Here is a 13,205-nt window from a genome sequence, read left to right as displayed (position 1 = left end):
TATGGCACTGCAAATATGAAAAGTGGAGTAATTCTTTATATTTTATAATCAATAACTTATGTTTTTTATGGCATTTCAGTCACAAGGCTGGGCTAAGATAATATTTCTGACTTCCGTAGTGACAAAAGCTGATGGGTTGAGATATCAATTAGAGCAGTTACTGTTGCGGTGAATCGGCAGCAGACGGTTTTTTTCGATTTTCAAAGGAATTTCATGTCCAAGCATTTAAAATATCATAACTGAAGGCGTAAAGCTTGCATACTTGGCTGATTGTCGTTCAGACTTGATGGTCGTGACTGGAATGTATCTTAAAGCGCGAGGCCTTTAAGTCAGTTTTTAATCATTTTCAAACAGATACAGGAGGTTTTTTTGATACGGATCTATTTGCTGTTGGTGTTGATCATCCTGGTTTTCTTATTAATGCGATGGTTTTTAAGAACGCCACCGACGGTTATTATCGAATACATGAAAAAAACCGGTATAGTTGTTGCTGCTGTTTTGTTGCTGATTTTGGCGCTGGTTGGCAAATTGAATTGGCTGTTTGCGCTGCTCGGCGTCTTATTCGCCTCGTTCGCTAGAATGTTTCCGGTTTTATTGCGTTATGCGCCACATTTACAGCGATTCTGGATATGGTTCAATTCAACGAAGAATAAAACATCCAGTCATCAGGGAGGGAGGGCACCAAGCCAAGGAATGAGTAAATCTCAGGCCTATGAGATTCTTGGTTTGAAACCGGGGGCGACCGAACAGGAAATTATTCAGGCACATCGAAAATTAATGCAAAAAGTTCATCCCGATCGAGGTGGCTCCGATTTCCTGGCGGCGCAAATAAACCTAGCCAAAAAAATATTGTTAGATTCATAAGATCATGTCATGGCGAATGTTAGCAATTAAGACGATTCTAATTATGCTGACATTGTTGTTGACCGGTTGTGCCGGCAATGGAAATTATGCGCCGGTTAGGAATTACTATCGCGATATTCCAAAATCCCAACAATACTATACGGTCAAGAAAGGAGATACTCTATATGCGATCGGTTTCCGTTCAGGCCATGGTTACAAACGTCTGGCTAAGTGGAACAAAATTTATCCGCCTTATCGCTTGTACGTAGGCCAAAAAATAAAATTATTCAAGCCTAAACAAAAGCTTAGTACTGCCGCAAAAAAAGGTACAGGGCATAGGAGTATCAAAAAAACGAGAAACCTATCACAAAAAAGTCCAACATTTTCAAACGATAAGAAAAAAGTGTTAAAGTTGCACTGGCAGTGGCCGATTAAGGGAAAGGTCTTGAAAAGTTTTTCTCAGACGGGAAAGAAAGGGATCGATATAGGCGGTTCATTGGGGCAACCGGTAAAAGCAGCGGCGGCTGGTAAGGTTGTTTACAGTGGGCATGGCTTGGTTGGCTACGGGAATTTGTTGATCATTAAACATAATTCTCTTTATCTGAGCGCCTATGGGAATAATCGCCGATTGCTGGTTAAGGAAGGGCAAACGGTAAGTAAAGGCCAGACCATTGCAGAAGTTGGCAAAGCGGGGGGCTCGCAAACTTCATTACATTTCGAAATAAGAAAAAAAGGGAAACCGGTAAATCCAGTGGATTATTTGCCGACAAAGTAGATGTTAAGACCATGGTGTGACAGCCGATTGATCTGGGGGTTAAAATGACGGAAGAACTGATTGATGTAATGACAAAAGAGTCAGGCATGAATATGTCCGATTACACTCCATATAGTCTGAATGACGAACAAGAAGATTTGGAAGACGATGTCAAAATAAGCGATATCGACGCCAATGATTCATATAACGATAGTAATTTCGATGCGACCCGTGTTTATTTGAATGAACTGGGTAAATCTCAATTGCTAACTGCAGACGAAGAGAAGCTCTACGGGAAAAGGGCCCAGCGGGGCGATGCGCAGGCTCGTAAAGTGATGATTGAGAGTAATCTGCGTCTTGTTGTAAAAATTTCTAGGCGTTACCTGAATCGTGGATTGCCGTTGCTGGATTTGATTGAGGAAGGCAATCTCGGTTTAATCAGGGCGGTAGAAAAATTCGATCCGGATCGCGGATTTAGATTTTCCACCTACGCGACCTGGTGGATAAGGCAAACCATTGAGCGGGCCATCATGAATCAAACGCGAACGATCCGTTTGCCGATTCATATCGTTAAAGAAATGAATGTGTATTTGAAAGCGCAACGTTCTTTAACCCAGCAGCTCGATCACGAGCCGACGGCCGAGGAAATAGCCGATTATCTCGATAAACCGGTTAAAACCGTTAATAAAATGCTGAAACTGAATGAACGCGTCACTTCGGTAGACGTGCCGGGCGGAAAGGATTTCGATAAACCTTTGGTTGATTCGATTAGCGATGAACAAAGCCTTTCGCCAACGGAAATTATTCAAGAAGACGGCATGAAGGATAATATCACTCATTGGATTCACCAGTTATCCGAAAAACAGCGCGAAGTGATTTGTCGACGCTATGGTCTCTGTGGCTATGAGCACTCCACCTTGGAGCAGGTCGCTCAGGAACTAGGGGTTACCAGAGAGCGGGTCAGGCAAATTCAAATGGATGCGCTAAAAAGGCTTAAGGAAATTCTTGAGATCGGCGGCTACTCGTTCGAATCCATCTTTCATTGATTTCTGTTTTCTAGCGACATCAAAGCCGGCTTTCAAGCCGGCTTGTCTTCTTTTTAGGTTTAACTGCCGATTGTTTATTAGCAGCAACCAGATTGCTGCGCTCAGCGCCCCGGCTGCATCGGCCGACCAATCCCAAATATCCGACTCTCTTCCCGGCACAAAGGATTGATGCCATTCATCCGACGCACCATATATACTGCAAAACCCGAAGGTCAGAAAAAATCTTATAATGGCCGCATTGTTCAAAGAGGCACTGCAGCGCCATGCCAGAATGCCCATTAAAAAATAAGCGCCAAAATGATGTAGCTTGTCCTGGTGAGTAAAAAACATGGGTACTTTGATGACGGGTTGGTTTGACAAGTAGTAAATCAGTGAGCAATAAGAAAGCAATAATGAAAAATCGATTCGTTTTAACATTCTGAAATATGGAAAATATTTTTACTATCGCCGCATGGTGTTTGCAGCGAAAGGATGTCGATGAAAAAATAGCGTTAACGCATCATGCGCTCGAAAGCGCCAATACTGGACGCCTGTCATTCGCTTCAGTCGATGACGTTTTGCCGATCGATCACGTGGTGTTTCCCGGTCGACCGCAATTATTGGCCCCAAAGGCTATGCCGCAGCGTAAACTTAGCACTCGTGAAGGAAAGGCGGCGTTTTTTCATGCCTTGGCTCATATCGAGTTCGTCGCCATTTATCTTGCTTGGGACATTATTTATCGATTTCGCGGTTTACCCGAACAATTTTACCGCGATTGGCTGCGCGTTGCCGACGAGGAGGCGCAGCATTTTGCCATGTTACGCCAGCATTTGTCGGTCTTAGGGATTGATTACGGCGACCTTCCCGCTCATAGCGGTTTGTGGGACCATGCTGTCGATACCGCCGCAAATTTATTGGCACGCCTAGCCTTGGTGCCCCGCTGTTTGGAGGCGAGAGGGTTGGATGTCACGCCTGCGATGATCGACAAGTTTAAGCAAATGGGGGATCAAACCAGCGTGACGATACTCGCCAGGATACTCGAGGATGAAATCGGGCATGTGTCGCTGGGTTCTTATTGGTTTAAGTTTTTTTGCCGCCAGCAAGGTCGTGATCCGAAGGAGAGTTATCGTGTATTACTGGGAAAGTATTTCAAAGGCAAACCGAAAGGGCCTTTTAACCGAGAAATGCGTATAATTGCTGGATTCTCGAACGAAGAAATAGAGTGGCTGGAAAGTGGAGCAAATGAATAAAACACCGGTTTTTAATTACCCATTATTTGCCATGGGGTTCAGGGCTTTTTTTGCATTGGCGGGATTGTCCGCCTTACTGTTGATCGCGGTATGGACATCCGTTTTTGACGGTTCCCTCAAAACCGACAATTATTTTTCGCCCACATACTGGCATGCCCATGAAATGTTGTTGGGCTATTCCGTAGCGGTGATTGCAGGCTTTTTGTTGACTGCAGTAAGAAACTGGACCGGTATACAAACGGTGACTTACGATCGCTTGGCGGGGCTGTTTTTTCTATGGATTTACGGTCGAATTGTCCCATTTTATTCTGAACTGCTGCCCGATCCGTTGATTGCCCTGATCGATTTTTCCTTTCTTCCCCTGTTGGCTTATTTCGTCGGTCAACCGATTTTACGAGCAGGTCTTTATAAAAATTTGGGCTTTGTTGCGTTGCTTTTGATTATGACGATAGGAAACGGTTTGGTTCATGGTGAAATTCTGGGGTTCAGCGAAAATACCGCTTGGATGGGCTTGAATCTGGTAGTGGCGGTTATCATTACCATGATCCTGGTGATAGCAGGCCGCGTTTTTCCATTTTTTACCGAAAGGGGACTGAAGGGCGTCATCGCCATCAAAAATCCGCTGCTCGATTCGTTGGCGATCGCCGCGACGTTAACCGTCTTTATCCTGTTGCTTGCCGGCGTGTCGGGGGGGTATTTAACGCTGGCGGCGGTTGCCGCCTTGTTGCTGAATGTTACCCGGGCGCTCGGCTGGTATGATCCCCGGATTTGGTTTGTGCCTTTACTATGGGTGCTTTATATCGGCTATGCCTGGGTTATGCTGGGTTTCGTAATGTTGAGCCTGGCGGCCTATCAGATTGTGGCGCCGAGCCTGGCGATACATACCTTTACCGTGGGCGGAATCGGCGTGTTGACTCTCGGAATGATGGCCCGGGTTTCGCTGGGGCATACCGGTCGGGTTTTGCGGGTTTCCAATGCAATGGCGTTCGCTTTTGTTTTGATCAATTTGGCCGCGATGTTTCGCGCGGTTTTGCCTTCGATATTTCCAAATTGGTATGGAAACTTGATTATGCTTTCCACTTATTGCTGGTTGGCGGCCTTTTCGCTGTTTGCGCTTTATTACAGCCCGATTTTGACGACTCCCAGAATCGACGGTAAGGAAGGTTGATTTCTCTCTCGAGTGGACCCGGCTTCGAGGCCCACCTGAGAGAAAAGATGTTAGTGGGGACTGTAATGCGACTCGATGTATTTTTCCACTAACCCCTGGAATTCCTCGGCAATGCGATCACCTTTCAGGGTAACTGTTTTGACGCCGTCCTCGTAAACCGGAGCAACCGGTGATTCCCCGGTTCCGGGAAGGCTGATACCGATGTTGGCGTTTTTGCTTTCTCCCGGACCGTTGACCACGCAGCCCATCACCGCGACTTCCATATTTTCCACGCCCTTGAACTTGTTTTTCCAGACCGGCATCTGCGCCCGCAGGAATGCTTGAATGTCTTGCGCCAGGCGCTGGAAATAATCGCTGGTGGTGCGGCCGCAGCCGGGGCAGGCAATAACCATCGGGGTGAAAGAACGAAATCCCATGCTTTGCAGGAGCTCTTGAGCCACGATGACTTCCTTGGTCCTGGCGCTGCCGGGTTCCGGTGTCAAAGAAATCCGAATAGTATCGCCGATGCCTTGTTGCATCAGAACGGCCAGCGCGGCAGAAGACGAGACGATACCTTTGGAGCCCATGCCCGCTTCGGTCAGGCCGAGGTGTAGCGCGTAGTCGCAACGCGCGGACAGGTCCTCGTAGATACTTATCAGTTCCTGTACATTGCTGATTTTACAGGAGAGGATAATTTTGTCTTTGCCCAGCCCATATTCCTGGGCCTTGGCCGCACTTTCCAGGGCGGAAACCACGATCGCCTCTCGAGTGACCGCAGAAAGCTCCAGTGGGTTTGATTTTTTTCGATTTTCGTCGAGCAGTCGAGTCAATACGGACTGGTCAAGACTGCCGCCATTGACACCAATGCGCACTGGCTTGTCGTATCGGCAGGCAAATTCGATCATTTGCTGAAATTGCGGATCGCGATTCTTGCCGCGGCCTACATTGCCTGGATTGATGCGGAATTTGCTCAGTGCCTGGGCGCAATCCGGGTACTTTTCCAATAATTTGTGTCCGTTAAAGTGAAAATCACCAACGATAGGGACAGAAAAACCTTTCTGGTCTAGTTTGTTTCTAATTTCGGGGACTGCTTGAGCAGCTTCTTCGGTATTCACGGTTACCCTGACTAACTCGGAGCCGGCCGTGGATAGTTCAATGATCTGCTGAACCGTGCCATCAACATCCGCCGTATCGGTGTTAGTCATCGATTGAACGACAATTGGAGCACCGCCGCCGACTTTGACATCGCCGACTAGTACCTGCTGTGTTTGCTTTCTCGGGCTAATAGACATGATAAAAATATTTTCAAGAAAAACGAAGTTATCTGAAAGAATGATCCTGAATTAACTATAATTCAATGTTCGAAATTATACTCCATAGTGGATAGACAAAAGAGTTAAATTGTGAGGATAAATTATTTTTCTGATATCCATCTCGAGTTTGGCGATCTGGAAAAGCCAAATAATAATGCGGATTTGATCATCGCTGCGGGCGATATTGGTGTTTACAGGCAAGGGGTGGAGTGGCTTAAGTCATTGGATAAAAAGGTTGTTTATATTGCCGGCAATCATGAGTTTTATTCCTGTGAGTACAAGGACACCTTAAGGGCGATACGGGAAGAATGTAAAAACAGTAATGTTGTGTTTCTGGAGAACGAAGCCTGGGTTTATCAAGGAGTGCGTTTTTTGGGATGTACGATGTGGGCGGACTTGTATTGTGAGGGGGATGAAAAGGCGGCCGCATTGGGAAACACTTTGAACGATTTTAGGAAAATAACTTATAGGGAGTCGCCATTTAATCAAAAAATTTTTTCCAAGCTTTATCTGCGATCCAGGGAGTGGCTTACTACGGAATTGGAAAAGCCATTCAGTGGCAAGACCATCGTCATTACCCATCATGCCCCTACCGAGTGGAGTTGGAACGATTCGCCTGGCGCTTTAAAAAAATTGGCCTACTGTAATGATTTAAAAGAACTGTTTCATGAGCATGAAATAACGGCGTGGTTCCATGGGCATGTCCACAGCATTGGCGATTATCGTATCGCCGGCGCCAGAATTTTAAGTAATCCTAGAGGATACTTCGGTCGTAAGGTAGTAGAGCAGTTTGATATCAATAAATGTGTCGATCTTTAGCGATTAGCAATGAAGATATTGATTGTAGAAGAAGTTGAGAAGGAATTAAGCGAACTGCAAAATCTACTAACCCAGAGCGGGTGTCGTTTTTTATATACGTCAAATCAAAAAGACGCCCTGGATTACGTCAATCATGAAGATGTCGATTTGGTTTTTATCGAGATTGTTGCGCCGATTGAACAAAGGATAGAAACCGTCCGGCTGATCCGTTCCGAGCCGAGTGAGAAGTGGGTGCATATAATCATCATTACGGAACCGTTTGCCGAGCAATCTCTGGAAGCCGGATTGGAAGCCGGCGCGGATGGTTATATCACCACGCCTATAAACTCCATCATCTTGAATGCCAAATTAAGAAACTATGAACGCTTAGTGGCCATGCAGCGAGCATTGTTTGAATCTCATCAGGAGCTCAAGCAATATCGTGAACAAAACGAAATGGAAAACAACCTTACTAAAGAGGTGTTTAATCGACTGGTTAGATATGAGTTTACCGAAGATAAGCTGGTCAGGCATTGGTTATTGCCATCTCGGACCTTCAGTGGTGATTTGATTGTCGCCAAACGCGATGACAGCGGGAGTTTGTATTTCTTTATCGCCGATGCCACGGGGCATGGGTTGGCAGCGGCTTTGCCAACGATGGTGGTCAATCAAGTGTTCCGGGCGTTAATCAATAAAGGGTTTTCCGTTTCGGATGTGGTCAGGGAAATTAATCAGCGTCTTAATCTTGAAATGCCGGTGGGGCGCTTTGTGGCATTAGCGGTCGGAAAGTTCGATATTTCGGCAAATACGGTGGAAATCTGGAATGGCGGCTTGCCTGATTTGCTGCTGATTTCGCATGGCGGACAAATAGTGTGCCGATTTCCTTCTCGTCATGTGTTTGCCGGCGTGCTAAGCGACCAACAGTTCAGTGATCGGACTGATTCTTATCAATGGCAAGAAGAATGCGAGTTGATCGCTTTTTCGGATGGTGTTATCGATGCTGTGAATGAAGCCGGTCAACGATTGGGAGAGACGCGTTTTTTACAATGGTTGCTGCAAGCGCCTGCCGGTAAACGCATCGATACTGTCAAGGAAAAATTACTTTCCTACATCGATGGAGAAATTGAACAGGACGATATTTCATGTTTGTCGGTTATTTGTGCTCAAGGTTCGGTTGATGCCGACATAAAACAGGCTTGAAGTGATCGGTTTGCCCCCGTCATTGTTGACTTGTTCAGCAGGGATTTGACGTTGAGAATGCGCTGAAGTTGTGGTCTAATACTCGAGTTTTTACGTCTTGAAGTGCCTCTTGTTTTTGCGGTTTTGAACGAGAGGGTTGTTAGCTGCAACTTGTCTGGAGAGCAGGCTTAATCACTATGCAATTTACTATTAAAGAAGGTTTGGATTTGCCCATCACGGGCGGGCCCGAACAGAAAATTAGCGAGGGTAACAAGGTTAATTCCGTTGCCGTCCTGGGGGCGGACTACGTAGGCCTAAAGCCCAGAATGATGGTGGCCGAAGGGGATGCCATCAAATTAGGGCAGGTACTTTTTATTGACAAACAAAATCCCGCTGTCAATTTTACCTCACCGGGCGCCGGGGTGGTGAAAGCCATTAATCGTGGTGCCAGGCGGGTTTTGCAATCCGTCGTGATCGAGCTGAAAGGCAATGAGCAGGAAACCTTTGCCAAATACAGCGAACCCGAACTGGCTTCCCTGACTGCCGAAAAGGTCAAGGAAAACCTGCAGCCATCCGGATTATGGACCTCCTTTTTGACTCGCCCTTACGGAAAAGTTCCCGCCGCCGATAGCGCGCCGAATTCGATTTTCGTGACTGCCATCGATACCCGTCCTTTGGCGGCCGATCCTGCCGTTATCATCAAGCAACGTGTTGCGGACTTTAAAAACGGTCTGACTGTTATCTCCAGGTTGACCGAAGGCAAAACTTACCTGTGCAAGGCGGCCGGAGCCGATATTCCCGCGAACGATGCGGTCGAGGTGGCCGAATTCTCCGGTCCTCATCCTGCCGGTTTGCCGAGCACCCATATTCATTTCATCGACCCCGTTCATGCCGAGAAATCCGTTTGGCACATCGATTACCAGGCGGTGATGGCGATCGGGGCGCTATTTACCACCGGCAAGCTGAATATCGAGCGTGTCGTCTCATTGGCGGGGCCAACCGTTAAAAAACCGCGTTTGCTGCGTACCCGGGTCGGCGCCAATATCGATGATTTGGTTGCCGGTGAACTGGAGGATGGCGTAGAAAGCCGCGTTATTTCCGGTTCCGTGTTGTACGGCCATCAAGCCGCCGATTGGGCGGCCTTCCTGGGCTGTTACAGTCATCAAATTTCGGCGCTGAAAGAAGGTCGTGAGCGCGAATTGTTCGGTTGGATCGTGCCTGGTAAGGATAAATATTCGGCGCTGAATGTTTATACGTCCAGCCGGGATAGAAAAAATAATCGTTTGTTTCCGCTGACAACAGATAAAAACGGCAGTAACCGGGCCATCGTACCGGTAGGTGTTTACGAAACCGTGATGCCACTGGATATTTTGGCGACGCCGTTATTGAAAGCATTGGTGGTCGGCGATACCGATCAGGCGCAAGCGTTGGGTTGTCTGGAACTGAATGAGGAGGATGTTTCCTTGTTCACTTTCGTCGATCCGGGAAAACATGATTTCGCGCCGGTACTGAGAGCGAATTTAACTAAAATAGAGAAGGAAGGATAAATGTCGGCTAGAGACTTTTTAGATCGTATAGAGCCGCATTTTACAACGGGGGGTAAGTTCGAAAAGTATTATGGTCTCTATGAGATGGTCGATACTTTTCTGTACACGCCATCCGATGTAACGCGCGGTAAAACCCATGTTCGCGACGGTAACGACCTGAAGCGGACCATGACATTCGTGGTGGTCGCCACATTCTTTTGTATTTTGATGGCGATGTACAACACCGGCTACCAAGCCAATCTGGCGATGGAAGCCATGGGGTTGGAGAAAGCCAATAGTTGGCGCAGCATTCCGATGATGCTGTTCGGCTACAACCCGATGAATCCGCTTTCAAACTTTGTCCACGGCGCTTTGTATTTCCTGCCGATCTATATCGTCACGCTGGCGGTTGGCGGGGTGTGGGAAGTGTTGTTCGCGACCGTCCGGGGCCATGAAGTCAATGAAGGCTTCCTGGTTTCTTCAATGCTGTACACTTTGATTATGCCGCCCGACATGCCTTTGTGGCAGGTGGCGTTGGGTATTTCCTTCGGTATCGTGATCGGCAAGGAAGTATTCGGCGGTACGGGTAAAAACTTTCTCAATCCGGCTTTGACCGGGCGTGCTTTCCTCTACTTCGCTTATCCCGCTTCTATCTCCGGTGATTCCGTGTGGGTCGGTGTCGACGGCTATACGATGGCAACGCCTTTGGGTTTGGCTGCCCAAGGTGGGGTGAATGCGGTACACGAGGGCGGCTATGGCTGGTTTCAATCCTTCATGGGTTTTATGCCCGGATGTCTGGGGGAAACATCAACTTTGGCCATCATGATTGGCGCGGCGTTCTTGTTGTATACCCGGGTTGCATCCTACCGCATCATGGCTGGCGTCCTGATCGGAATGATTGCAACGTCCCTGCTGTTTAACGTCATTGGCAGCGACAGCAATCCAATGTTCGCATTCCCTTGGTATTGGCATTTGACGGTTGGCGGCTTTGCCTTCGGCATGGTTTATATGGCGACAGACCCGGTTAGCGCAGCGATGACTAATACCGGCCGCTGGATATTCGGCTTTTTGGTGGGCATGATGACGGTGCTAATTCGAGTGGTTAATCCCGCCTTCCCTGAGGGTATTATGCTGGCAATCCTGTTCTCGAACATGTTTGCACCGATTATTGATTACTTTGTCGTTCAGGCAAATATTAGAAGAAGGATAAAGCGTCATGTCTAATGGAAATCTAAAAGAACGATTAGAAAAATGTGAGCATTATCAGAAGTTTAATGCCTATAAAGAAAAAATTCTGGCATTAAGCAACGATAGTTTGGAGAAAACCATTGCCGTCGCCTTGGCGTTGTGTTTCGTCTGTGCGATTCTGGTGTCTTTTGCCGCGGTCGCGTTAAGGCCGATTCAGGCAACCAACAAGGCCATGGACATGAAGAAGAATATCCTCGAAGTGGCTGGCATACTGACCGATGATGCCAATATTCACCAGGATTTTGCCGAGAAGATCGAGGAAAAACTGGTCGACATCGAAACCGGTGAGTATGTGGAAAACAAGGATCCGTCCGAATATGATCAGCGCAAGGCTGCAAAAGACCCGGCGCAAAATATCGTAATACCGGCGGAAAAAGATATTGCCAGCATCCGGACCAAGGCAAAAATCGCCAAGGTTTATCTGGTCAAAGACGGCAGTGAGTTACAATCCATTATTCTGCCGGTTCACGGCTATGGCCTGTGGTCGACCATGTATGGTTTCCTGGCTTTGGAAGCCGATGGTCAAACAGTCAAGAGCATCAACTTCTACGATCAAGCGGAAACTCCGGGCTTAGGCGGTGAAGTGGTCAATCCTAATTGGCGTGCTTTGTGGCAAGGCAAGAAAGTTTATAACGAGGCCGGTGAACCAGTACTGTCCTTAGTCAAGGGAACGGTGGACCCATCTAAACCAGGCTCGGAGTACAAAGTCGATGGTTTGGCCGGTGCGACTTTGACGAGTAAAGGGGTTAGCAATTTAATTCAATACTGGATGAGTGCGGAAGGATTCAAGCCTTATCTGGATAAGATCAGAACCAATGGTTAGGAGTGCATTATGAGTGCTGTTATATCTAGCGAAACTAAGAAAGTTCTAACCACGCCGTTGGTTAACAACAACCCGATTACGCTGCAAATATTGGGTATTTGTTCGGCGTTGGCGGTGACATCGCAAATGTCGACGTCATTGATCATGGCGATCGCGTTGACTTCGGTCACGGCCTGTTCCAGTGCCGCGATCAGTGCGATCCGTAACCACATTCCAAGCAGTATCCGTATCATCGTGCAAATGACGATCATCGCGTCGTTGGTGATCGTGGTTGACCAAATATTGAAGGCGTTTGCCTATGAAATCAGCAAACAATTGTCGGTATTCGTTGGTCTGATCATCACCAACTGTATCGTGATGGGGCGCGCCGAAGCCTATGCGATGAAAAACCCGCCGTTGGCGAGTTTCATCGATGGCATCGGTAACGGTTTGGGCTACAGCTTAATTCTGGTGATCGTCGCCTTTTTTCGTGAACTGTTGGGTTCCGGTAAGTTATTGGGAATCGAAATATTCCAATTGACCAAAGACGGCGGCTGGTACGACCCGAACGGCTTGATGTTGTTGCCGCCTAGCGCGTTCTTCATCATCGGCCTGATTATCTGGGTATTCCGTCAATGGAAGCCGGAACAGGTCGAGCATCAGGATTTCCAAATCATGGATATTGCTCACGGTGAAGGAGGGCACCACTAATGAATGCATATGTCAGTCTTTTTGTTAAAGCGGTTTTCGTCGAAAACCTGGCTTTGGCGTTCTTCCTGGGGATGTGTACTTTCCTGGCGGTATCGAAAAAAATCTCGACGGCGATGGGCTTAGGGATTGCGGTATTGATAGTGCAAGCGATTACCGTGCCGGTGAACAACATCATCTATCACACCTTGTTGAAAGAAGATGCCTTGTCTTGGATGGGGATTACCGGCGTCGACCTGAGCTTCTTGGCGTTGTTGAGCTGTATCGGCATGATTGCCGCATTGGTACAGATCTTGGAAATGGTATTGGATAAATTCTTTCCGGCTTTGTATCACGCGTTGGGCGTGTTCTTGCCATTGATCACGGTAAACTGCGCGATTCTCGGCGGTAGTCTGTTCATGATCGAACGTGATTACGACCTGGGCGAAAGTTTGGTTTACGGTGTCGGCAGTGGTTTCGGTTGGGCATTGGCTATCACGGTATTGGCCGGTGTGCGCGAGAAACTGAAATACAGCGATATACCGGCCGGTTTGCAAGGCCTGGGTATCACTTTTATTACCGCGGGTCTGATGTCGCTAGGCTTCATGGCTTTTTCTGGAATCCAACTATAGG

14 protein-coding genes are annotated in these 13,205 nt (G+C 47.5%); 12 read left to right on the top strand and 2 right to left on the bottom strand.

Annotated features, from left to right (window positions below; genetic code table 11):
• Nucleotides 1-393 precede the first annotated feature (393 nt).
• From EP25_RS0104515 to rpoS, 3 genes are read left to right on the top strand one after another with little or no spacing between them, the layout of a single operon-like run.
• The gene (locus EP25_RS0104515; RefSeq protein WP_327036944.1) at nt 394-864 is read left to right on the top strand and encodes a DnaJ domain-containing protein; all 471 of its coding nucleotides are present in this window, start codon (nt 394-396) and stop codon (nt 862-864) included.
• A gap of 43 nt (nt 865-907) precedes the next feature.
• Complete coding sequence (locus EP25_RS0104510; RefSeq protein ID WP_235185839.1) at nt 908-1,618, top strand: peptidoglycan DD-metalloendopeptidase family protein; 711 nt, start codon at nt 908-910, stop codon at nt 1,616-1,618.
• A gap of 44 nt (nt 1,619-1,662) precedes the next feature.
• The gene (rpoS, locus tag EP25_RS0104505; protein WP_031432790.1) at nt 1,663-2,643 is read left to right on the top strand and encodes an RNA polymerase sigma factor RpoS; all 981 of its coding nucleotides are present in this window, start codon (nt 1,663-1,665) and stop codon (nt 2,641-2,643) included.
• Here rpoS and EP25_RS0104500 read toward each other — a convergent pair.
• On the bottom strand, nt 2,581-3,060 hold the full coding sequence (locus EP25_RS0104500; RefSeq protein ID WP_031432789.1) for a VanZ family protein: 480 nt from the start codon (nt 3,058-3,060) through the stop codon (nt 2,581-2,583). The genes rpoS and EP25_RS0104500 overlap by 63 nt on opposite strands.
• Before the next feature lie 8 nt (nt 3,061-3,068).
• Here EP25_RS0104500 and EP25_RS0104495 point away from each other — a divergent pair, with 8 nt between their 5' ends.
• Both EP25_RS0104495 and EP25_RS0104490 read left to right on the top strand, forming a co-directional pair.
• A complete protein-coding gene (locus tag EP25_RS0104495) occupies nt 3,069-3,872 on the top strand; it encodes a ferritin-like domain-containing protein (protein ID WP_031432788.1) in 804 nt (267 codons plus the stop codon).
• Nucleotides 3,865-5,040, top strand: coding sequence for an NnrS family protein (locus EP25_RS0104490; RefSeq protein ID WP_031432787.1), 1,176 nt, complete (start codon nt 3,865-3,867; stop codon nt 5,038-5,040). The genes EP25_RS0104495 and EP25_RS0104490 overlap by 8 nt, the downstream gene beginning before the upstream one ends.
• 50 nt (nt 5,041-5,090) lie before the next feature.
• Here the strand turns inward: EP25_RS0104490 and ispG are convergent, their stop codons facing one another.
• Nucleotides 5,091-6,311, bottom strand: coding sequence for a flavodoxin-dependent (E)-4-hydroxy-3-methylbut-2-enyl-diphosphate synthase (gene ispG / locus EP25_RS0104485; protein WP_031432786.1), 1,221 nt, complete (start codon nt 6,309-6,311; stop codon nt 5,091-5,093).
• Between the two features lie 111 nt (nt 6,312-6,422).
• On the opposite strand from ispG, the gene EP25_RS0104480 reads away from it, so the two are divergent.
• The 7 genes from EP25_RS0104480 (at nt 6,423) to nqrE (ending at nt 13,204) form a co-directional block, all read left to right on the top strand.
• Complete coding sequence (locus tag EP25_RS0104480; protein ID WP_031432785.1) at nt 6,423-7,151, top strand: metallophosphoesterase; 729 nt, start codon at nt 6,423-6,425, stop codon at nt 7,149-7,151.
• 9 nt (nt 7,152-7,160) lie between these two features.
• Entirely contained in the window at nt 7,161-8,330 is a 1,170-nt protein-coding gene (locus EP25_RS0104475) for a SpoIIE family protein phosphatase (protein WP_051906385.1), read from the top strand.
• Nucleotides 8,331-8,506: 176 nt separating this feature from the next.
• Nucleotides 8,507-9,856, top strand: coding sequence for a Na(+)-translocating NADH-quinone reductase subunit A (locus EP25_RS0104470; RefSeq protein WP_031432783.1), 1,350 nt, complete (start codon nt 8,507-8,509; stop codon nt 9,854-9,856).
• A complete protein-coding gene (locus tag EP25_RS0104465; protein WP_031432782.1) occupies nt 9,857-11,059 on the top strand; it encodes an NADH:ubiquinone reductase (Na(+)-transporting) subunit B in 1,203 nt (400 codons plus the stop codon). It abuts the gene before it with no gap.
• Nucleotides 11,052-11,906 carry a Na(+)-translocating NADH-quinone reductase subunit C gene (locus EP25_RS0104460; protein ID WP_031432781.1) on the top strand — a complete coding sequence of 285 codons (855 nt, stop codon included), beginning with the start codon at nt 11,052-11,054 and terminating at the stop codon, nt 11,904-11,906. Before EP25_RS0104465 ends, EP25_RS0104460 begins: the two co-directional genes overlap by 8 nt.
• Before the next feature lie 9 nt (nt 11,907-11,915).
• A complete protein-coding gene (locus tag EP25_RS0104455; protein WP_031432780.1) occupies nt 11,916-12,596 on the top strand; it encodes an NADH:ubiquinone reductase (Na(+)-transporting) subunit D in 681 nt (226 codons plus the stop codon).
• Entirely contained in the window at nt 12,596-13,204 is a 609-nt protein-coding gene (gene nqrE, locus EP25_RS0104450; RefSeq protein WP_031432779.1) for an NADH:ubiquinone reductase (Na(+)-transporting) subunit E, read from the top strand. The genes EP25_RS0104455 and nqrE overlap by 1 nt, the downstream gene beginning before the upstream one ends.
• Nucleotide 13,205: the final 1 nt, after the last annotated feature.

The organism is Methylomarinum vadi, assembly GCF_000733935.1.
Lineage (GTDB): Bacteria > Pseudomonadota > Gammaproteobacteria > Methylococcales > Methylomonadaceae > Methylomarinum > Methylomarinum vadi.
The sequence above is the reverse complement of the archived record's forward strand: the minus strand, read 5'-3'. Positions and strand labels throughout refer to the sequence as shown.

What these genes read in the sequence shown, in the direction of transcription:
- EP25_RS0104495 (WP_031432788.1), top strand. Translation starts at nt 3,069, where the DNA reads ATGGAAAATATTTTTACTATCGCCGCATGGTGTTTGCAGCGAAAGGAT.
- EP25_RS0104470 (WP_031432783.1), top strand. Translation starts at nt 8,507, where the DNA reads ATGCAATTTACTATTAAAGAAGGTTTGGATTTGCCCATCACGGGCGGG.
- EP25_RS0104490 (WP_031432787.1), top strand. Translation starts at nt 3,865, where the DNA reads ATGAATAAAACACCGGTTTTTAATTACCCATTATTTGCCATGGGGTTC.
- ispG (WP_031432786.1), bottom strand. Translation starts at nt 6,311, where the DNA reads ATGTCTATTAGCCCGAGAAAGCAAACACAGCAGGTACTAGTCGGCGAT.
- nqrE (WP_031432779.1), top strand. Translation starts at nt 12,596, where the DNA reads ATGAATGCATATGTCAGTCTTTTTGTTAAAGCGGTTTTCGTCGAAAAC.
- EP25_RS0104475 (WP_051906385.1), top strand. Translation starts at nt 7,161, where the DNA reads ATGAAGATATTGATTGTAGAAGAAGTTGAGAAGGAATTAAGCGAACTG.
- EP25_RS0104500 (WP_031432789.1), bottom strand. Translation starts at nt 3,060, where the DNA reads ATGTTAAAACGAATCGATTTTTCATTATTGCTTTCTTATTGCTCACTG.
- EP25_RS0104455 (WP_031432780.1), top strand. Translation starts at nt 11,916, where the DNA reads ATGAGTGCTGTTATATCTAGCGAAACTAAGAAAGTTCTAACCACGCCG.
- EP25_RS0104465 (WP_031432782.1), top strand. Translation starts at nt 9,857, where the DNA reads ATGTCGGCTAGAGACTTTTTAGATCGTATAGAGCCGCATTTTACAACG.
- EP25_RS0104460 (WP_031432781.1), top strand. Translation starts at nt 11,052, where the DNA reads ATGTCTAATGGAAATCTAAAAGAACGATTAGAAAAATGTGAGCATTAT.
- EP25_RS0104510 (WP_235185839.1), top strand. Translation starts at nt 908, where the DNA reads ATGCTGACATTGTTGTTGACCGGTTGTGCCGGCAATGGAAATTATGCG.
- rpoS (WP_031432790.1), top strand. Translation starts at nt 1,663, where the DNA reads ATGACGGAAGAACTGATTGATGTAATGACAAAAGAGTCAGGCATGAAT.